A 20299-nucleotide genomic window follows, 5' to 3' on the forward strand; every position below is an offset into this window, starting at 1 on the left:
GGCCTGTCGAGCTTTGTATTCCGGCCCTTTTTCTCAGAAGCCGCCTTCTGTAGCGTGAAAAGGAATATTGAGTCTGTTTTCGACTGCGCGCAGGCGCTGATTCAAACGGTTTAAGCGGCGGGTATGGATTTCAATGGACTGGCTCAGCCGTCTGATCTGCTCATTCATACGCGTGATTTCCCGGTTTTGGCGCTGGTCTTCTTGTGAGAGGCGGGTGAGCTCTCTCGTTTGCTGGGCGTTTTGTCTTTCAAGCTGGGCGACTCTCCGTTCTAAAGCCGTCGGCTGCCGCTCTTCAGACTGAGGGGGCGCATAATAATAGCTTTCCTGCTGCTGATACGGCTCATACTCAACGGGGCTCACTTCGTATTCCTGCTGCTGAGGGAAATAGGCAGATGGGGTGTAGTACTGATATGGGTTCATTCATCATTCTCCTTATCTAGTGAAGTCTTTATACACTATGTAGTCAATTGCACAGTGCCACGGCATCCGCCTAACTTACAGGCGTAAAAAAAGCTTCAAAAGAAGGTGATCATGTTGCGGAACATACGGATTTTCATCATGACGGTTCTTGTTATCGGATGCGTCATGATAACAGGCTGCTCGCAAAAGAAAGCAGACGAACCCCCTTTTTATTACGGGACATGGGATGCGGGGCTGAAACCGGGCCCGATGGACGGGGTCAGATCTGAAACCGTTACGTTTACGAAAGACAGCGTGCTGACAAAGCAGGTCATTAAAGGCCGCGGCGAGGTTCCCATGCCCTCAGATGTTTACAAGGTGGTCTCACAAAACACGGACGGAACGATTGAGATTGAATACCTCGGACATCCGCACCCCGTCAAAAGCACGTTGAAAAGAGGAAAAAACGATACGCTCATTTGGAAGATATACGGAGAAACAAAAACAATGACAAGAATAAAAACCGGCGGGGAGGATGCACATGAGAAATAAGGCTGCCGACAGACTCGTTTTGACGGGTGTCATCGTACATATCATTCAATGGTTTTCACTGTTATGGTTATTTTTTATGCTTTTTGATCAGTTCGGGCGTTTTACCATTTATAATCCCAATGTCGTCAACGGCAGCATGCAGTCTTTTTCATTCTTTGATATGATGCGCGCTCTTCTGTTTTCCGGCACGCTGCGGAATACGCTCCTGCTGTTTCTGTTTGCGGCGATGCTCATTTACTTATGGGTGAACGCTCTGTTTATCCTGCTGGAAATCGTTTCTTATATCATGATCAGGCGGAACAGCCGTTCATTATGGGCATACTTTCCCGCAGCGATGGGAATAAAGCTTGCCCTTCTGGACATAGCGGCCGTCCCTTTCTTTGCGGCGGGGCTGATGCTCTTGAAGCAGAAAACAGATGACGGCGGCGAACAAGCTGACAAGGGGAAAAGACGGCCCCGCATCCGGAGGCAGGCCCGGTATACGAAGAGAAGGCGGAGAAACTTGTCCGTTTGATTTTTCATTGAAACGAAAAAACGATATGATGAAAGCATAAGCAGAAAAGGATACAAAGGAGATGCAGGATGTACAAGTTAATCGCAATAGATATGGACGGAACACTATTAAACGATCATCATGAAGTGACGGCTGAAGTCCGCGGGGCGCTTGATGCCGCCAAAGCGGAAGGGGTCAATATCGTCCTGTGCACGGGACGGCCGATCGGCGGCGTGCGTCGGTATTTGGAAGAGCTGAATTTACAGGAAGAAGGCGACTTTGTGATTGCCTATAACGGCGCACTCGTCCAAAATACGTATACAAACGGTGTCGTGGCCGAGCAGTCATTAGGCTTTGAAGATTTGGAGTCGCTTTACGAGCTGAGCTTACAGCTGGACACTCCGATGCATTACTTTGACACAGCCAATCTGTACACGCCGAACCGGGATATCAGTGAATACACGGTATACGAATCATACATTACGAAAGTGCCGCTTCATTTCCGCACGATCGATGAAGTGCCGAAGGATATTCTGATTCCGAAAGTCATGTTCATTGACGATCCGGACAAGCTGGAGAAAGCGATCGCTTCCATTCCGGAATCATTCAGGGAAACATACACAATGGTCAAAAGCGCGCCATTCTTCCATGAGATTCTTCATCCGAAAGTCAGTAAAGGAAACGCGGTCAAGCTGCTGGCCGAAAAACTCGGCATTGAACAGAAAGACGTCATGGCAATCGGCGATAACGGCAACGACAAGTCCATGATTCAGTGGGCCGGCTGCGGTGTGGCAATGGCCAACGCCATCCCAGAAGTAAGGGAGATTGCTGATTTTGAAACGAAATCAAATAACGAACACGGCGTGGCGCATGCGATTCAGGAGCTTGTGCTGAAAAAATAGGCACCCCATCAGAGGGTGCTTTTTTACCGCGTGTTTTGGTGATATGATAAGCGGAGAGGGGAGGCGCGACATGGATCGTGAAAAACAGCAGCTCAGCATAGAAGCGGCAAAACTATATTATCAATCAGATTACAGCCAGCAGCAGATCGCCGAACGGCTTAATCTGTCACGCCCCACCGTTTCAAGGCTGCTTCAGTACGCAAAGGAAAAAGGGTATGTTCAAATTCGCGTCATGGACCCGTTTGAGGATCTGGACGAACTCGGCGCAAAGCTGGAAGAAAAATACGGGCTGCTTGAGGCGCACGTCGTCTTTTCTCCAAGCGACGATTACCAGGCCATTACACATTACTTAAGCCGCTATGGCGCAGACTATATGCATAAAACTGTAAAGGACGGCGATATACTCGGCGTAAGCTGGGGGACGACGATGTATCAGATCGCAAGCCGCATGGAGCCGAAGCAGGTAAAGAGCGTTGAAGTTGTGCAGCTGAAAGGCGGCATCAGTCATTCCAATGTCAATACGTATTCGTCAGAAACGATTCAGCTGTTCGCCGAAGCATTTCAGACCATGCCGAGGTATTTGCCGCTGCCGGTTATATTTGACAGCGCTGATGTGAAGCAGATGGTCGAGCGGGACAGGCATATTAAGCGGATCATTGAAATGGGCAGACAAGCCAATATCGCCCTGTTTACGGTCGGAACCGTCCGGGATGAGGCGCTGCTTTTCAGACTCGGCTATTTCCGGGAAGAAGAGAAACAATTGCTGAAAGCACGCGGAGTCGGCGATATTTGTTCGCGCTTTTTTGACGAGGAAGGCAGGATTTGCAGCAGCAGCATTAACGGCAGGACGATCGGAGTCGAGCTCAGCGACTTGAAAATGAAAGAGCGTTCGATTCTGGTGGCGGGCGGCAGCAGAAAATGCAAGGCCATTCACGGTGCCCTGAAAGGAAAGTACGCCAACGTTTTGATTACCGATCAGCATACGGCCAAAAAACTCATTCAAGAATTGTGACAATTCATGAACATAATTTCAATTACCAATTTACATATGTTCAAAATTCGGTTATTCTAAACGTATCCTAGGAAAAAGGAAGTGCATACAATGTCAATTGCAAGTCAAATAGACCATACTGCTTTGAAACCGCATACACAAAAAGCGGATATTTTACAACTGATAAAAGAAGCAAAAGAATATAAATTCGCTTCCGTTTGTGTGAACCCGACTTGGGTCAAACTCGCAGCGGAGGAACTGAAAGGCACGGGAGTTGACGTTTGCACCGTTATCGGATTTCCTCTCGGCGCAACGACATCGGAAACAAAAGCATTTGAAACGAAGGATGCCATCTCAAAAGGAGCCACTGAGGTTGACATGGTCATCAATATCGGCGCATTAAAAGACGGCGATGATGAAGCGGTTGAAGCTGATATCCGCGCGGTAGTTGAAGCAGCTGATAAAAAAGCGCTCGTCAAAGTGATCATCGAAACATGCCTTTTGACAGATGAAGAAAAAGAGCGCGCGTGCCGCTTGGCGGTATCTGCAGGCGCCGATTTCGTCAAAACGTCTACCGGTTTTTCTACAGGCGGGGCAACGGCTGAAGATATCGCTCTTATGAGAAAAACAGTCGGACCGGACATCGGGGTCAAAGCATCAGGCGGCATCAGAACAAAAGCTGATGTTGACAGCATGATCGCTGCGGGCGCGAGCCGGATCGGCGCAAGTGCGGGCGTCTCTATCGTGAGCGGCGGAGACAGCGGCAGCAGCGACTATTAATCAGCATTGCGGAAGCCGAAAGCTTCCGCCATCCTCTTTCTTTGTTGATGCATAAAAAATTGTAAGCGAATACAAATAAAAGGAGAACACATATGAAGTATCTCATCGGAATTATCGGAATCATTGTGTTTTTAGGTCTTGCCTGGCTTGCCAGCAACGGCAAAAAAAGAATCAGAATCCGGCCGATCGCCGTCATGCTCGTGCTGCAGCTGATTCTCGGTTATATTCTCCTCAACACCGGTATCGGGAATTTTCTTGTCGGCGGTTTTGCAAAAGGATTTAACTACTTGCTGGAATATGCATCAGAAGGGATTAACTTTGTATTCGGCGGGCTTGTGAATGCGAAACAGACGACGTTCTTCATGAGCGTGCTTCTGCCGATCGTCTTTATATCCGCTTTAATCGGAATTCTGCAGCATTGGAAGGTCCTTCCCTTCATCACGAAGTATATCGGGCTTGCGTTAAGCAAGGTGAACGGAATGGGGAAAATCGAATCTTATAACGCTGTCGCATCCGCGATTTTAGGGCAATCAGAAGTCTTTATCAGTTTGAAAAAACAGCTCGGTTATCTTACTGAACAGCGCTTATACACGCTTTGCGCGTCCGCAATGTCGACGGTCTCAATGTCGATCGTCGGTTCTTACATGATGATGCTGAAGCCTGAATACGTCGTGACGGCGCTTGTGCTGAACTTATTCGGCGGATTTATCATCGCTTCTATCATCAACCCGTACACCGTCAGCAAAGAAGAGGATTTGATCGTCGTTCCTGAAGAAGAAAAGCAATCCTTTTTTGAAGTGCTCGGTGAGTATATAATGGATGGATTCAGAGTCGCCGTTGTCGTAGCGGCGATGCTGATCGGATTTGTCGCACTCATTGCCCTGGTCAACGGTGTTTTTAACGCGGTCTTCGGCATTACATTCCAGGCGCTGCTCGGATATGTATTCGCGCCGTTTGCGTTTTTAACCGGTATTCCGTGGAATGAAGCGGTGAGCGCCGGAAGCATTATGGCGACGAAAATGGTATCGAATGAATTTGTGGCGATGCAGACGCTCTCATCCGGCGATTTCCATTTCAGCGCGCATACACAGGCAGTGGTATCTGTATTCCTTGTCTCATTCGCGAATTTCTCCTCTATCGGGATCATTACCGGTGCGGTGAAAGGGCTGCATGAAAAACAAGGAAACGTCGTCGCGCGGTTCGGGCTGAAGCTGCTGTACGGCGCAACGCTCGTCAGCTTCCTGACAGCGGCGATCGTCGGATTGATTCACTGAACATAAATGAAGGACAGGTGATAGATCATGAGAATGGTAGATCTTATTGTAAAAAAACAAAATGGAAAAGAACTGACAACAGAAGAAATTCAATTTTTCGTAAAAGGATATACAAACGGAAGCATCCCTGATTACCAGGCAAGCGCGCTGGCTATGGCGATTTACTTTCAGGATATGACGGATCGGGAGCGCGCCGATCTGACAATGGCGATGGTCAATTCAGGGGAAACGATTGATCTCTCCGCCATTGAAGGCATTAAGGTCGACAAGCACTCTACGGGCGGGGTCGGCGACACGACAACTCTCGTACTCGCTCCGCTCGTCGCGGCGCTCGGCGTTCCCGTCGCTAAAATGTCCGGCCGCGGCCTTGGGCATACGGGGGGAACCATTGATAAGCTGGAAGCGATCGAAGGCTTCCATGTGGAATTGTCAAAAGATGAATTCATCAAGCTTGTGAACCGCGACAAGGTAGCCGTTATCGGACAAAGCGGGAACTTGACGCCTGCCGATAAAAAGCTGTATGCGTTGCGTGATGTAACGGGTACGGTGAATTCCATCCCGCTGATCGCAAGCTCAATTATGAGTAAAAAAATCGCCGCCGGAGCAGATGCCATCGTGCTTGACGTCAAAACGGGAGCCGGCGCGTTTATGAAAACGGATGAAGACGCCGTGAACCTCGCCAAAGCAATGGTCCGCATCGGAAACAACGTCGGCCGCCAGACGATGGCCGTGATTTCTGACATGTCGCAGCCGCTCGGTTTTGCGATCGGGAATGCCCTGGAAGTACAAGAAGCCATTGATACGTTAAGAGGGGAAGGCCCTGAAGACTTAAACGAACTCGTCCTCACGCTCGGCAGCCAAATGGTCGTATTGGCGAAAAAAGCTGAGACATTGGAAGAAGCAAGAACGAAGCTTCAGGAAGTCATGAAAAACGGCAAAGCGCTTGAAAAGTTCAAAGAGTTCCTGAGCAATCAGGGAGGAGACGCTTCCGTCGTTGACGAACCGTCCAAACTTCCGCAGGCGGCGTACAAAATTGACGTTCCGGCAAAAGAAGCGGGTGTCGTTTCAGAAATCGTCGCTGACGAAATCGGCGTCGCAGCGATGCTGTTAGGCGCGGGACGTGCGACAAAAGAGGACGAAATCGACCTTGCCGTCGGCATTATGCTCCGCAAAAAAGTCGGTGACACAGTCGAAAAGGGCGAGCCGCTCGTCACCCTTTACGCCAACCGCGAAAACGTTGACGACGTGACTGCCAAAGTCTATGACAACATCCGCATCTCAGAAAAAGCGGCAGCGCCGAAACTGATTCATACGCTGATTACGGAATAACAGAAGAAAGGCACATACCTCATCAGTATGCGCCTTTTTTTTATGGCATGGTTTTATCCAAATGAATCACGGACGGATTGTTTCGGCTGTTTCTTTCTCAAAAAACGAATGAGATAGCACAGGATCATACAAGGAACTCCGCAGAAGAGGGCGATTCTTTGATTGGGATCAAATGCAAGGCCTACGCATGAAGCGAAACATAAGATCACAGCGGCGATCGGAACGAGAGGGTATAACGGCGTGCGGAAGGTCAGATCCGCGACGCGTCCGCCGTTTTTCACATAATGTTTTCGAAATAACAGCTGAGACAGGGCGATGCTCATCCACACCACGACGCCGGCAAATCCGGCTATTGCCACGAGCACCACGTAGACCGTGCCCGGGGCGGCGATGCTTGAGATCAAGGATATGCAGGAAACGGCCATGCTGGCGAGCAGGGCATTCAGCGGAATGCCTTTCGGCGTGACTTTTTTGAACCGGGCGCTGATCATGTTTTCATTCACAAGAGACCACAGCATCCGGGTGGAAGCATACAGTCCGGAGTTGGCGACCGAAAGCAAAGCCGTTAAAATCACGAAGTTCATGATATCTGCGGCGTATGGAATTCCGATTTGGGAAAAGACCGCGACAAACGGACTTTCAATCACACCGGCTTCCTTCCAGGAGATCAGTCCGGACAGCACAAAAATGGCGCCGATAAAAAAGATGACCGTTCTCCAGGCGACATTTCGGATCGAACGCGGAATATCTTTTGCCGGATTGGCGGTTTCACCCGCTGTAATTCCGATCAGCTCCGTCCCTGAAAAGGCGAAGCTTACGGAAATCATTGCGATGAAAACCGCAAGAAAGCCGTTCGGAAACAGTCCGCCGTGTGAGGTGAAATTCGACAGCATCGGAGCTTCATCCGAACCGTGCAATGAAATCAAACCGAACATCGCGGCGCCGCCTAAGATGATAAATAAAAGGATGGTGACGATTTTGACGCTGGAAAACCAAAACTCCGTTTCTGCAAACAATTTAACGGAGAATGCATTGGCCGCAAAAAGGAGAGCCGCGAAAATCGCGCTCCACATCCAGACGCTGCTGTGGGGAAACCAGCGCTGCATGAGGATACCGGAAGCTGTAAACTCCGATCCTACCGTCACCACCCAATTCACCCAATACATGATACCGACCATAAAACCCGTGGACGGCCCGATAAACGTTGTCGCATACGTTTGAAATGAACCGGTCACAGGCATGGCTACTGACAATTCTCCGAGACACTGCATGACAAGATACATCATCAAGCCGCCGATCAGGTAAGCGGCGATCGTCCCGCCCGGCCCGGCCTGGCTCAATGTATACCCTGTGCTCAGAAACAGCCCCGTGCCGATGACCCCTCCCAATGAAATCATAAATAAGTGCCTGCTTTTCATCGTGCGCTTTAGTTGATTGCCGCCTTGATCAACATCCATCGTGATCTCCCCCTTTTTGCGTGGCATGAATCTTCCGGCAGCCGAGAGCACGCGTGCCGGGTTTGACTTTAACGTGACAATTTAAATCCCTTCAATGCATGTAAAATGACGTGTGCGGCTGCCCGGCTTGTCATATCGCGAAAATCAAGTGTCGGATCAACCTCAACGATCTCAATACCCGAGATGTCAGCCTCCTGGGCTAAAAACCGGACCGCCTGAAGCAGTTCCTCGGTATACAGGCCTCCGGGGCCGATCGCAGGACAGCCGGGCGCATGAGCTTGATCCAGCACATCCATATCAACCGAAATAAAAATGGCGTCGGCTTTTTTTTGAACGGCCGGCAAGACCTCTTGTACCGTTCGGAGGAGCCCTTTCTCCCGGATCATTTCCATTGTATGCACATCTGCCTGCCGTTCTTTTACATATTGTTCATATGCCAAGCTGTTGCTGAACTCCCTGATTCCAAGCTGAATCAGGTTTTGTCCGCTTATGATGTTTTCATCTAACAGACGGCGGAACGGCGTGCCGTTTGTCGGCCCTCCGTCTTCTGTGTTGCGGACGTCGTGGTGGGCGTCGAATTGAAAGACGGCAGTTGTTCCTTTCGTTTCCGCAATGGCTTTAATGGTGGAATAACTGATGGAGTTGTCGCCGCCGAGAATGACGGGCACCCAGTCAGGCTGGTCCGTCAGAATGTCATAAATGGTCCGATAAATGTGTTCGTGAGATTTGACGACATCCGTGACGTGAATCTGAATATCGCCGATATCGTACAGATGGTCAATGACATGCTTCCGCAGCTCCGCGGAATATGCGGAAATGCCGCCGAGCGCCCGGCGGATCGCACCGGGTGCAAAGCAGGCGCCGGAATGGCTGATTGACGACTTAGAAAGCGGAACGCCGATCAAAGCAGCCCCTTTGATCGTTTGTCCCGCCCACGCTTCCGTCACATCGCCGATCCTTGTCACATGGCGGTCGTTGAAGAGGGAGCCGGCTTTTTGCAGAAACGGATACTTAGCCAAGAGCGGCTCCCTCCCTTGAAACGACCGTCTTTCCGTTCTTGATGACACGGCGGACATGATTGACGCCGTAATGATACGGGATATACATGTAATTCGGCGCTTCCCAAATGACAATGTCAGCCGCCCGTCCGGCTTTGATTTGTCCGGCCTCTTCGCCTTTTCCGATGGCATACGCGGCATTAACGGTGACAGCGTGCCAGATTTCTTCTGCGGTCATTTTTAAATGAAGCGCGGCAATCGACATAATGAGCTGGAGATTTTCCGTCGGTGAGCTGCCCGGGTTGAAGTCAGTCGCCAAACTGACCCGTACACCCGCATCAATCATCTCCCGGGCTCTCGCATAAGTGTGTTTGCCGAGATAGAAAGTCGTGCCCGGCAGCAGGACGGCGATCGTTCCGGACTCCGCTAGCTTTTCGATGCCTGCATCAGATGCCCCCACCAAATGATCGGCAGAAACAGCATGCAGCTCTGCCGCCAATTCCGCGCCGCCGAGCGGGTCAATCTCATCAGCATGAATTTTCAAGCCGAAACCAGCTTCAGCCGCCTTTTTCAGGTAGTCCCGTGACTGGCTGACGGTAAAGACGCCTGTTTCTGTGAAAATATCGGCAAATTGCGCAAGGCCTTTTTCTTTTATGTCAGGCAAAAGCTGCAGCATGCGATTCAGAAATTCGTCAGGGCTGTTCCGGTACTCAGGCGGAATGGCGTGTGCTCCCATAAAGGTCGTGACGAGGTCGACCGGCTGGCGCTCACCCAGTTTTTTCGCCGCGGTCAGCTGTTTCAGCTCCGTGTCTTTGTCGAGTCCGTACCCGCTTTTTACTTCCGCGGTTGTGATGCCGTATGACAGCATGCGTCCGAGGTGAAAAAGCCCTTTTTCAATCAGTTCTTCTTCGGAGGCGGCTTTCGTGTCTTTGACCGTTGACAAAATACCGCCGCCTTGCGCCAGAATATCCAAATAAGACATGCCCTGAATTTTTAAATTCAGTTCTTTTTCGCGGGACCCTCCGAATACAAGATGGGTATGGGGATCGACGAGGCCGGGGGTGACGAGCCGTCCCCCGCAGTCGATAATGTCTCTTGCCTCGTATCCTTTCTCCGCTCCTTGATGTCCGGCAAAAACAATGCGCCCGTCGTGAACGCCGATGACGGCATTTTCCGTGACATGAAGATCCTGCATGCTCCCGCCGGATCGGGGGCCGCCGGATTCCATCGTCAGCAGCTGGCCGATGTTGGTGAGTATGGTATCTATTTGTTTCGGCATGTTACCGCTCCTTTTTCATCGGTATCATAATGTCTTGTTCCTCGGCGACTTGAACCGCTTTTTCATAACCTGCGTCCGCATGGCGGATGATGCCCATACCCGGATCGCTTGTCAGAACGCGGGAAAGCCGTTGTTCCGCAAGGATGCTGCCGTCAGCGACCGCGACCATTCCCGCGTGAAGGGAATACCCCATGCCGACGCCCCCGCCGTGGTGAAAAGAAACCCAGCTTGCGCCTGAGGCCGTGTTGATCAGCGCGTTCAGCACCGCCCAATCGCCGACCGCGTCGCTTCCGTCTTTCATCGCTTCTGTTTCCCGATTCGGAGAGGCGACAGATCCGCAGTCTAAATGGTCTCTTCCGATGACAATCGGGGCTTTCAGCTCGCCGTTTCTGACCAATTCATTGATGGCGAGCCCCATCTTTTCCCGTTCACCGTAGCCGAGCCAGCAAATACGGGACGGCAAGCCTTGGAATGTGACTTTTTTCTGTGCCATGTCAATCCAGCGGTGAAGGGCTTGATTTTCGGGAAACAGCTCTTTTAATAAAGCGTCAGTGCGGTATATATCTTCAGGGTCTCCCGATAACGCGGCCCAGCGGAACGGCCCTTTTCCTTCACAAAATAAAGGCCGGATGTAGGCGGGAACGAATCCCGGAAAATCAAAAGCATCGGCGAGACCCTCATCTTTGGCAGCCTGGCGGATATTGTTGCCGTAATCAAAGACGACGGCACCTTTTTTCTTGAAGGCGAGCATGGCTTCCACATGCTTTTTCATACTCTGCTTGGAAAGCCTTACGTATAATTCAGGCTGATCCCGGCGCAGGCGGTCGGCCTCTTCAAGTGAGTATCCTGCCGGAATATAGCCGATCAGCGGGTCGTGAGCGGAAGTCTGATCGGTCACGATGTCAATATGGACGCCGCGGTTCAAAAGCTCATGATGCACCTCAGCCGCATTGCCGAGAAGGCCGATCGATAAAGGCTCTCCGGCTTGTCTGGCTGCTTCGGCCCAGCGCAGCGCTTCGTCAATTGATGCTGTTTTACGGTCGCAATAGTTTGTTTCAATGCGTTTATCAATCCGTGTTTCATCCGCTTCAACGGCGATGACGACGCCATCATTCATCGTGACGGACAGCGGCTGGGCGCCTCCCATTCCGCCAAGTCCGGCCGTCAGCGTAAGGGTTCCTTTCAGACTGCCGCCGAAATGCTGTCTCGCAAGCTCCGCAAAGGTTTCATAGGTGCCCTGCAAAATACCTTGTGAGCCGATATAAATCCAGCTGCCGGCCGTCATCTGCCCGTACATCATCAGCCCTTTTTTCTCAAGGTCATGGAAATGCTCCCAATCCGCCCATTTCGGCACGAGAACCGAATTAGCCAGCAGGACGCGGGGCGCGCGGCTGTGCGTGCGGAACAGTCCGACCGGTTTTCCGGATTGGATCAGCAGTGTTTCATCATCTTTTAACATTTTGAGGGAACGCTCAATCGCGTGAAAAGCATCCCAGTTTCGTGCGGCCTTGCCTATGCCGCCGTATACGATCAGATCCTCCGGTTTTTCGGCAACCTCCGGGTCAAGGTTGTTTCGGAGCATGCGGAGCACGGCTTCTTGCTCCCATCCTAAGCATTCAAGTTCGGTGCCGCGGCCGGCGCGGATTGATTTCTTTACATCAGTCATCTTGTAAGTCCCCCTTCATTGGTCATCAGTTTTTGGTGATGCTCATTCGGCAGAAAAGACTCCTTCTTCAGCCAGTCACTCAGATGCTCGATGTCATAAGAAAACACGCGGTCTTCTTGTATGGACGGCACGATGTTTCTCATTTCGTGATAGAGCTGTTTTGTGTACGAGGCGCAATGTTCCGCACCCCGGTACTCCACGGCCTGCAGCGCGCAAATAGCTTCAACGGCAAGCACCCGTCTCGTATTCGCAATGATCTGGTAGGCGTGCCTTGAGGCGATGGTTCCCATGCTGACGTGATCCTCCTGGTTTGCCGATGAAGGAATGGAATCGACACTGGCGGGATGGGCCAGGGTTTTATTTTCTGACACGAGGGAGGCCGCCGCATATTGCATGATCATCGCTCCGGATTGTAAGCCGGGCTGCGGGCTCAGAAAGGGCGGCAGGTCATTCAGCTGCGGATTCACAAGCCGTTCGATCCGGCGTTCAGAAATATTCGCAAGCTCGGCCGCCGCCACTTTGAGAAAATCCATGGCAAAGGCGATCGGCTGTCCGTGAAAGTTTCCGCCTGAGATGATTTTGGCGCCGTCTTCGAAAATGAGCGGGTTATCTGTCGCGGCATTCATCTCAATTTCTAATTTTTCTTTTACATACGCTAATGTCTGCCATGATGCGCCGTGGACTTGAGGAATACAGCGGATCGAATAGGCGTCCTGGACACGCAGCTCCCCTTGGACGGTCGTCAGCTTGCTGTCTGACAAGTAATAGCGGATTCGCTCTGCGACATCCATCTGTTCCTGATAACCGCGGGCGGCATGAATGTCCTCGTCAAACGCATCGATAATACCCTGAAGGCCTTCGATCGTTAAGCTCGCGATCCGTTCCGACTGATAGGCCAGCTTTTCGGCTTCGAGGTAAGCGATCAGCCCCATCGCGGTCATGGCCTGCGTTCCGTTGATCAGCGCGAGTCCTTCCTTAGAGGTCAGGACGGCCGGCTGAAGGTTTGTCTGTTCTAAAGCATGAGCTGTCGGCATCCGGGCCCCTTCGTAAAAGACTTCGCCTTGACCGATAAGCGCCAGTGCGAGATGAGAAAGCGGCGCCAAATCCCCGCTCGCCCCCAGTGACCCTTGCTGCGGGATGACCGGGTGAATGCGATGATTGAGATACGCGAGCAGTTGATCAATCAGCTCAGTCCGCACGCCGGAAAAGCCTTTCAGCAGGGCATTGGCGCGCAAAAGCAGCATGGCCCGCGATACAGATTCCGGAAACGGATCACCGACGCCGCACGCGTGAGAAAGAATCAGATTCAGCTGCAGATCCGCGGCGTCTTCTTTTTGAATCAGCACATCGCTGAACTTGCCGAACCCCGTCGTAATCCCGTAAATGGTCTTCTCTTCTTGAACGATCCGTTCAACCGCCGCCCTGCTTTTTTTCACACGTTCCATGCTTTCGGCAGATGCCTGAACCTCTTCAAAATCAAACAGCACACGCTGGGCATCTGCGGTTGTCAGTGAGGAACCGTCTAACGTTACCATCATTTCAACCCCTTTTTCTTTACTTTGGTAAAGCGCCCATACAAAAAGGAGCTATGCCATGAAAATGATGTTTCATGCATAGCCCCCTATCATCTGAAATCTATGGGCTGATTCATATGTGATTAATTCCGACTCCGAATGTTTCGTGCTCAAGCCCCTTAATCGGAGCTCCGATCGTACCGTAAAGGGAAACGGCGATCCAATCGCCTTCCGCCTCGCTTTCATACGGATTTCCCCGCAAGACGGCAAACTTCAGGCCCACGGTACGAAGCAGCGAGCCAAGCAGCATTTCGCCCCGCGTCACTCCGTGCAAAGCTTCCATTGTGGCATGATACAGCGCATGTGATTCGCGATAACCCTCAGATTGAATGACGCCGCTCTTTTTGGAAGCGGTTTCAATTGCAGCTACCACCTTATGCGCATCCATTGAACCCACCCTGCCGAGACAGACTTTCCAGCCGTCCCGTTCCAGCCGGCTGATCTGCTGGTTTTCTTCAGTCTCATGAAGCAGAAGAAGGACGGACAATCGCCCGATGCGGCGGTCTTTGTGTAAGGTCATATATGCTTCACTCAATTCTTAAATATTCTGATAACTAGTAACTGTTTTTTATATTAAGTGTTTGCGAATCAGAAGTCAAAACTTTTTTTCCAGTCTTTCACAAATCAGATTGCTATTGTATTAAAGCGGTACATCGGGAAGCCGGCGCTGTTGATCACATATTTCCGCCATCCGCATCATAAAATGGAGCGTTGTCTTGAAAGCGTTTTAAGAAAAGAAGAGAGCGAGGAGATTTCAGAAAATGAAAACCAGTTTCTTTCGTGTGTGCTTGGTCTCAGCAGCGGTCATCGGGTTCACTCTGCCGCAGGCAAAAGCCCAGCATCCCGTTTTTTCAGAGGTCAGCGTGCATGATCCGTCCGTCATCAAAATAGGCGATACATACTATGTATTCGGCTCGCATTTGGCTTCCGCCAAGTCGAAAAACCTGATGCAGTGGCAGCAACTGTCTTCAAGCGTCAATCCCAATAATCCCCTGATCCCGAACGTCTACTCCGAATTAAAAGAGACATTCGACTGGGCCCAGTCTGATACGCTGTGGGCGCCGGATGTGGCTCAGCTGGCTGACGGGAAATATTACATGTACTATAACGCCTGTAAAGGAGACTCGCCGCGATCCGCTCTCGGTGTCGCCGTGAGTGACAAAATCGAAGGACCCTACAAAAACAAAGGCATCTTTTTGAAATCAGGCATGGAAGGAAAAAGCGAAGACGGCACGACGTATCATGCAAACGTTCACCCGAACGTCGTAGATCCGCAAACGTTTTTTGACCATAAAGGCAAGCTCTGGATGGTGTACGGCTCTTACTCCGGGGGGATTTTTATACTGGAAATGAATCCGAAAACCGGTTTCCCGCTCCCGAACCAAGGCTACGGAAAAAAACTGCTCGGCGGAAATCACAGCAGAATCGAAGGCCCGTACATCAGCTACAATCCGGAAACGAAATATTACTATCTGTATCTGTCATTCGGCGGACTTGACACAGCCGGCGGCTACAATATGCGTGTGGCGCGCTCTAAAAATCCGGACGGTCCGTACTATGACGCCGCAGGCCATAACATGCTTGACGCCAAAGGAAAAGACGGCAGTTTCTTCGATGACAAAGCAATTGAACCGTACGGGGTTAAACTCATGGGCGGCTACAGCTTCGCCTCACAATCTGAAAAAGGCACGGGCTACGTTTCACCGGGACACAACTCCGTGTTTTACGACGGGAAAACGAAACGATCATACCTCATTTTCCACACCCGTTTCCCGAACAGAGGCGAAGAGCACGAAGTCAGAGTGCATCGGCTGTACATGACCAAAGACGGATGGCCCGTTGCAGCGCCGTACCGCTATGCGGGAGAACCGGATACACACATATCGGCAGCCGCCGCATCCGGAGCCTACAAACTCATCCAGCACGGAAAAGACATTACAGCTACGATCAAAACCCCAAAAACCATCCGGCTTAACAACGACGGCACCATTTCCGGGGAAATGACCGGAACCTGGACAATAACCGACAGCAGCAAAGCCCGAATCAACCTGAACGGCACAAATTATGACGGCGTCTTCCTGAAAGAATGGGACTCAGCGAGGGAGAAGGAAGTTGTGACGTTTAGTGTGCTGAGCGGTGATGGGGAGGCTGTTTGGGGAGTGGAAGTTAATTTATAAATTCAGAGGATACCGCTCAAAGGTATCCTCATTTTTTAATGCTTTTATTGATATGTGATATGTAAGTAATAGTGGAAAATTTATGTTTTTGTCCGATATATATAGGAGCCCGATTCAAATAGAGTTACTGTTCTAAGGATATTAAATTAAATAGGGAGAGAATAACATGATAGTTGGACTGATGTTACGTAATTACAAATGCTATAAAAATATAAATTACATATCATTACTAAAAGATATACGCCATCCTTATACAATCTTAACAGGAGATAACGGGGTAGGGAAAAGTGCAATCTTAGAAGCTTTAGATTCCTTGTTTAATGGCAGAGGTTGGAATGTTAATAATTCTATATCTGAGAAAGATGATACAAGAACACCTTTTATTTGTCCTTTATTCTTAATAAAAAAAACTAAGGTAAAGTTAAAGGAAGAAAACAAAAATATTTTAGAGTATATTAGTGATTACTTTTGGGATGTAAATTGGTCCAAAAATCAGGATGCATTCAACATTATCTCCAATGATATAGAGGAATATAGAGATTACCAGAATGATTATTATTTGATATTTATTGGAGAGAAACTAAATAGTAAAGATGCTTTGTTAACAACAACTTATAACGAAGAGATACAAAAAAATTTAATGAAGGAATTTGGGTTAGAGCAAAATAAAATAAGAAAAAGTTTGAGTTCTTTAAAAAAGTATATATTTGAGATGTATTCTTATATATATTCCTGTGGAACAACCTGTAAGTGAATTGTTAAAGCTTGAAACTAGAGAGATGCAAGCTCTTTTAGACAAGGATATATTAGATTTTATCGAAAATATAATTGAAAAAAACGATATTGTTAATAATATAAATGATAAACTCGAAGATTTTATGAATGAAGTGAATGTTAATTTAGAAAAACTAGGAATGAATTATGTTTACGATTATAAATCAAAAGCGAAATATAGGTTGACAAGTAAGGATATTAAAGAGCAAATTCTTTTTGCCTACTTTAATTTAAGAGCTTTAAAAGTGGAAAATAAAACACTTGATAAGCTAAGTTCGGGAGAACAAAGACAAGCATTAATAAATACAGCATATGCATTTTTGAAAAATTCCAATAACTCTTCTAACGAAAGAGGTAAAGAAATAATACTAGCTATTGATGAGCCAGAGGTATCTTTACACGTTTCAAAAAGTTTTGAACAATTTCTAAAGTTAGAGGAAATTCTAGATAACAGTTCAGCCCAGCTCTTAGTTACTACACATTGGTACGGATTCATACCATTATCTTCAAAAGGAGAATTGAAGTATCTTTTGAAAGAAAAAGATAATATATCAATTACCTCCAATGATCTAGGCGAAATACTTAGTGATTCTAGAAATATACCAGATATTATCGAACTAAAAAGCATGTTCGATTTAGCAATAAGTCTTATTTCATTCATGAGGGAAAATCCTAGTGTCAATTGGATTTTTACTGAAGGCAAATCTGATGAAATTTATTTGAAATATATTTTGAAAGATGAAAATGATATTAGAATTATTTCTCTTGGTGGGCGAGATAAAGTATTAAAGTTATATAATATAATTTATAGCACCATTTCAGACAGAAAAGAGAAAAATGAAATAAAAAACAAACTGCTTTTTTTGGTGGATACCGACTTGGAATTTAAGCTCCCTGAAACTCCAAAATCATATGGTAGAAACGTAGATGATATTGTATATCTCCGTAGATTATTAGTCACTGAAAACTTCAGGTGTTAAGTTATTAGATTTTAAAAAAGGCAGTGAATTAAGAAAAACTGACATTGAAGATTGTTTGATACCCAAGGTTTTAATTAACACGTTAGAAGAAATTTTTAAGGATAATACGAGGTTTATTGAAATTCATAAAAAGTTAACAGAGGAGAGTAGGATAGATTATTCATCAACTCATACTAATTTTAGAGATCAAGAGGTATCTTTTATAGATTTTGGTGCAAAGGATGACTTTAATTATTTTAAAGACCTAATATTCAAAAATAAGGATAAAGATATAAAAGTCAAGATAGCACATAAATACTGTGAATTAGTTGAACGCGAACCGATAACTGATCATTATTTGAAAAGAGAAATTATGAATTTGTTTGTTTAAAATGATGAATACCTAAGACATTACCGTTTTTATTTAACTAGAAAAATAAATTTATTCAAAAAAAGAAAGACTGAAAAAGGCGAATAGAGCGGGTCTATGGTAAATTACTTGAATGTAAGCATAGATAATCAGTATAAAAAACTCAAAAGGGTTCCTTTTGAGTTTTTCCTATCAGTATCAATCATAATATATAATTTTAAATGTAAGCGTTGACACCCCATAAATCCAGTGCTAAAGTATACATATCAACCCAATATCATTCACATAGGATTGTTACTGCAAACCGCAGGCAAAACCTAAATTGCGTCAGACAGGGGAAGACCCCCGTGTTCTGTGCAGTTTAGGTTTTTTTTATACCTTTTTTTCGGAGGTGATGCTGATTTCATAACAAAAAAGCCGGAGAAAGGCGGCCACCTTTCGTCCGGCAGTTCCCCCATTTTTAAGGAGGTATACTCATGGACTATCATAAAATATCAAAAGAGATTTTACAACTTGTCGGCGGGGAGGAGAATGTTCAGAGTGTCATCCATTGCATGACGCGGCTTCGTTTTAATCTGTATGACAATGCGAAAGCAGATCGGAGCGGGCTGGAACAGACGGAAGGCGTGATGGGGACAAATATCAGCGGCGGGCAGTTTCAGATCATTGTCGGCAATCATGTGCCGAAGGTGTATCAGGCTTTGATGGAGAGCAGCGGGCTCAGTGATGAAAGCGCAAACAAAACATCGAAACAGAAGAAAAATGTGCTGAGTGCTGTATTTGATGTGATTTCCGGCGTGTTTACGCCGATTTTGCCGGCCATTGCCGGAGCCGGCATGATAAAAGGGCTTGTCACGCTAGCGGTGACATTCGGCTGGATGTCGGAGAAGAGCCAGACTCACAGCATTCTCACGGCTGTCGGTGACGGTGCGTTTTATTTTCTGCCGCTTTTGCTTGCGGTAAGCGCGGCGAGAAAATTCAGATGTAATCCGTACGTGGCGGCCGCTGTGGCGGGTGCGATCCTGCATCCGGATTTGACGGCCCTGCTTGGGGCAGGGAAAAGTATCTCCTTTATCGGTCTTCCTGTAACCGCTGCCACGTATTCATCGACAGTTATCCCGATTTTGCTGGCGATCTGGCTGATGTCCTATGTGGAGAAGGGAATCGACCGAATCACTCCTTCCTCTTTGAAATTGATTGCCGTTCCGATGCTTACGCTTGTGATCGTCGTGCCTGTCACCCTGATCACAGTCGGCCCGCTCGGCGCGATTCTCGGAAATTATCTGTCTGTCGGCGTCAATGATTTGTTCAATCATGCGGGCATTGCCGCGATGATTCTGCTGGCCGGCACGTTTTCGCTCATCATTATGACGGGGATGCATTATGCGCTTGTGCCGATCATGATCAATAACATTGCGCAAAACGGACATGATTACATTCTGCCTGCGATGTTTTTGGCGAACATGGGGCAGGCCGGCGCGTCATTTGCGGTTTTCTTGAAATCAAAAAACAAAACCTTCAAATCACTCGCGTTTACGACGAGCATTACGGCATTGATGGGCATAACCGAACCTGCCATGTACGGCGTCAACATGAGATTGAAAAAACCGTTCGCGGCTGCATTAATCGGCGGCGCGGCAGGCGGCGCTTTTTACGGTGTAACGGGTGTCGCTTCTTACATTGTGGGCGGAAACGCCGGTCTGCCGAGCATTCCGGTCTTTATCGGGCCGACGTTTCTTTACGCGCTGATCGGGCTTTTTATCTCGTTTGCGGCGGGTATGGCGGCGGCACTTCTGATCGGGTTTGAGGATGTACAGTCTGAACGGGACAAAGCATCTGAAACGCCGGGTGTGACGGCAGGCGGAGAAATCATTCACAGCCCGATTAAAGGCGAAGTGAAAGCATTAAGCGAAGTGAACGACAGCGTCTTTTCCGGTGGAATGATGGGAAAAGGTTTTGCGATTCTGCCTGAAGAGGGTGCGGCGGTTTCTCCCGTAGAAGGCAGGGTGACAGCCGTATTTAAAACAAAGCACGCCATCGGCATTACGAGCGCCCGGGGAGCCGAAATTCTCATTCATATCGGGCTTGATACGGTACGGCTAGATGGCAGGCATTTTGAAATACACGTCAAAGAAGGCGATGCCGTCGCGCCGGGAGATCTGCTGATTACTTTTGATATCGAAGAGATAAAGGCTGCCGGTTTTGACGTGATCACGCCGGTCATCATTACGAATACGGATCAATATTCATTTACAGACGTGAAAAAAAGCGGAATGGTCAAACCGAACGAAGCGCTTCTGGCGTTATCCTGAAAAAGAGGTGGAG

Annotated in this window: 18 protein-coding genes; 11 read left to right on the forward strand and 7 right to left on the reverse strand. The window is 48.4% G+C overall.

Going from position 1 to position 20299, the window contains the following annotated elements; all coding sequences use genetic code 11:
- Positions 1-33: 33 nt before the first annotated feature.
- Positions 34-420: a hypothetical protein gene (locus tag G9F48_RS05765; protein ID WP_004393267.1), complete on the reverse strand. Its 387-nt coding sequence runs from the start codon at positions 418-420 to the stop codon at positions 34-36.
- 111 nt (positions 421-531) lie between these two features.
- Between G9F48_RS05765 and G9F48_RS05770 the strand changes: the two genes are divergently transcribed.
- The 7 genes from G9F48_RS05770 (at position 532) to G9F48_RS05800 (ending at position 6720) form a co-directional block, all read left to right on the forward strand.
- The gene (locus G9F48_RS05770) at positions 532-951 is read left to right on the forward strand and encodes a DUF3255 family protein (RefSeq protein ID WP_015387486.1); all 420 of its coding nucleotides are present in this window, start codon (positions 532-534) and stop codon (positions 949-951) included.
- Positions 941-1465 carry a hypothetical protein gene (locus tag G9F48_RS05775; protein ID WP_014306122.1) on the forward strand — a complete coding sequence of 175 codons (525 nt, stop codon included), beginning with the start codon at positions 941-943 and terminating at the stop codon, positions 1463-1465. The genes G9F48_RS05770 and G9F48_RS05775 overlap by 11 nt, the downstream gene beginning before the upstream one ends.
- Before the next feature lie 68 nt (positions 1466-1533).
- Entirely contained in the window at positions 1534-2346 is an 813-nt protein-coding gene (yidA, locus tag G9F48_RS05780; RefSeq protein ID WP_165409189.1) for a sugar-phosphatase, read from the forward strand.
- A 70-nt stretch (positions 2347-2416) separates the two neighbouring features.
- Positions 2417-3358: a sugar-binding transcriptional regulator gene (locus G9F48_RS05785; protein WP_004393275.1), complete on the forward strand. Its 942-nt coding sequence runs from the start codon at positions 2417-2419 to the stop codon at positions 3356-3358.
- A gap of 90 nt (positions 3359-3448) precedes the next feature.
- Positions 3449-4117 carry a deoxyribose-phosphate aldolase gene (deoC, locus tag G9F48_RS05790; RefSeq protein ID WP_004393277.1) on the forward strand — a complete coding sequence of 223 codons (669 nt, stop codon included), beginning with the start codon at positions 3449-3451 and terminating at the stop codon, positions 4115-4117.
- 92 nt (positions 4118-4209) lie between these two features.
- Positions 4210-5391, forward strand: coding sequence for a NupC/NupG family nucleoside CNT transporter (locus tag G9F48_RS05795; RefSeq protein ID WP_004393280.1), 1182 nt, complete (start codon positions 4210-4212; stop codon positions 5389-5391).
- A gap of 27 nt (positions 5392-5418) precedes the next feature.
- Entirely contained in the window at positions 5419-6720 is a 1302-nt protein-coding gene (locus tag G9F48_RS05800; RefSeq protein WP_165409190.1) for a pyrimidine-nucleoside phosphorylase, read from the forward strand.
- 53 nt (positions 6721-6773) lie between these two features.
- On the opposite strand, the gene G9F48_RS05805 is transcribed toward G9F48_RS05800, so the two are convergent.
- From G9F48_RS05805 to hutP, 6 genes are all read right to left on the reverse strand, one after another.
- Complete coding sequence (locus tag G9F48_RS05805) at positions 6774-8177, reverse strand: amino acid permease (RefSeq protein WP_165409191.1); 1404 nt, start codon at positions 8175-8177, stop codon at positions 6774-6776.
- A gap of 68 nt (positions 8178-8245) precedes the next feature.
- Entirely contained in the window at positions 8246-9196 is a 951-nt protein-coding gene (hutG, locus tag G9F48_RS05810; protein ID WP_165409192.1) for a formimidoylglutamase, read from the reverse strand.
- Positions 9189-10454, reverse strand: coding sequence for an imidazolonepropionase (gene hutI / locus G9F48_RS05815; protein WP_004393286.1), 1266 nt, complete (start codon positions 10452-10454; stop codon positions 9189-9191). The genes hutG and hutI overlap by 8 nt, the downstream gene beginning before the upstream one ends.
- A gap of 1 nt (position 10455) precedes the next feature.
- Positions 10456-12120: a urocanate hydratase gene (gene hutU, locus G9F48_RS05820; protein WP_165409193.1), complete on the reverse strand. Its 1665-nt coding sequence runs from the start codon at positions 12118-12120 to the stop codon at positions 10456-10458.
- A complete protein-coding gene (gene hutH, locus G9F48_RS05825) occupies positions 12117-13655 on the reverse strand; it encodes a histidine ammonia-lyase (RefSeq protein WP_039063838.1) in 1539 nt (512 codons plus the stop codon). The genes hutU and hutH overlap by 4 nt, the downstream gene beginning before the upstream one ends.
- 112 nt (positions 13656-13767) lie before the next feature.
- Positions 13768-14214: a hut operon transcriptional regulator HutP gene (gene hutP / locus G9F48_RS05830; protein ID WP_004393292.1), complete on the reverse strand. Its 447-nt coding sequence runs from the start codon at positions 14212-14214 to the stop codon at positions 13768-13770.
- Between the two features lie 241 nt (positions 14215-14455).
- Here hutP and G9F48_RS05835 point away from each other — a divergent pair, with 241 nt between their 5' ends.
- The 4 genes from G9F48_RS05835 (at position 14456) to G9F48_RS05850 (ending at position 20286) form a co-directional block, all read left to right on the forward strand.
- Positions 14456-15871 (forward strand): glycoside hydrolase family 43 protein, encoded by a 1416-nt coding sequence (locus tag G9F48_RS05835; protein WP_165409194.1) that lies wholly within the window; start codon positions 14456-14458, stop codon positions 15869-15871.
- 166 nt (positions 15872-16037) lie between these two features.
- On the forward strand, positions 16038-16625 hold the full coding sequence (locus G9F48_RS05840) for an AAA family ATPase (RefSeq protein WP_165409195.1): 588 nt from the start codon (positions 16038-16040) through the stop codon (positions 16623-16625).
- A gap of 1 nt (position 16626) precedes the next feature.
- Entirely contained in the window at positions 16627-17625 is a 999-nt protein-coding gene (locus G9F48_RS05845; RefSeq protein ID WP_165409196.1) for an ATP-dependent nuclease, read from the forward strand.
- 825 nt (positions 17626-18450) lie between these two features.
- Positions 18451-20286 carry a beta-glucoside-specific PTS transporter subunit IIABC gene (locus tag G9F48_RS05850; protein WP_165409197.1) on the forward strand — a complete coding sequence of 612 codons (1836 nt, stop codon included), beginning with the start codon at positions 18451-18453 and terminating at the stop codon, positions 20284-20286.
- The last annotated feature ends 13 nt before the right edge of the window (positions 20287-20299 follow it).

This window comes from Bacillus sp. EKM420B (assembly GCF_011065565.1).
Lineage (GTDB): Bacteria > Bacillota > Bacilli > Bacillales > Bacillaceae > Bacillus > Bacillus velezensis.

Coding starts and splice junctions, on each gene's coding strand:
- G9F48_RS05805 (WP_165409191.1), bottom strand. CDS start 8,177: ATGGATGTTGATCAAGGCGGCAATCAACTAAAGCGCACGATGAAAAGC.
- hutU (WP_165409193.1), bottom strand. CDS start 12,120: ATGACTGATGTAAAGAAATCAATCCGCGCCGGCCGCGGCACCGAACTT.
- hutH (WP_039063838.1), bottom strand. CDS start 13,655: ATGGTAACGTTAGACGGTTCCTCACTGACAACCGCAGATGCCCAGCGT.
- yidA (WP_165409189.1), top strand. CDS start 1,534: ATGTACAAGTTAATCGCAATAGATATGGACGGAACACTATTAAACGAT.
- deoC (WP_004393277.1), top strand. CDS start 3,449: ATGTCAATTGCAAGTCAAATAGACCATACTGCTTTGAAACCGCATACA.
- hutI (WP_004393286.1), bottom strand. CDS start 10,454: ATGCCGAAACAAATAGATACCATACTCACCAACATCGGCCAGCTGCTG.
- G9F48_RS05765 (WP_004393267.1), bottom strand. CDS start 420: ATGAACCCATATCAGTACTACACCCCATCTGCCTATTTCCCTCAGCAG.
- G9F48_RS05770 (WP_015387486.1), top strand. CDS start 532: ATGTTGCGGAACATACGGATTTTCATCATGACGGTTCTTGTTATCGGA.
- G9F48_RS05800 (WP_165409190.1), top strand. CDS start 5,419: ATGAGAATGGTAGATCTTATTGTAAAAAAACAAAATGGAAAAGAACTG.
- G9F48_RS05785 (WP_004393275.1), top strand. CDS start 2,417: ATGGATCGTGAAAAACAGCAGCTCAGCATAGAAGCGGCAAAACTATAT.
- G9F48_RS05835 (WP_165409194.1), top strand. CDS start 14,456: ATGAAAACCAGTTTCTTTCGTGTGTGCTTGGTCTCAGCAGCGGTCATC.
- G9F48_RS05775 (WP_014306122.1), top strand. CDS start 941: ATGAGAAATAAGGCTGCCGACAGACTCGTTTTGACGGGTGTCATCGTA.
- hutP (WP_004393292.1), bottom strand. CDS start 14,214: ATGACCTTACACAAAGACCGCCGCATCGGGCGATTGTCCGTCCTTCTT.
- G9F48_RS05850 (WP_165409197.1), top strand. CDS start 18,451: ATGGACTATCATAAAATATCAAAAGAGATTTTACAACTTGTCGGCGGG.
- G9F48_RS05795 (WP_004393280.1), top strand. CDS start 4,210: ATGAAGTATCTCATCGGAATTATCGGAATCATTGTGTTTTTAGGTCTT.
- G9F48_RS05840 (WP_165409195.1), top strand. CDS start 16,038: ATGATAGTTGGACTGATGTTACGTAATTACAAATGCTATAAAAATATA.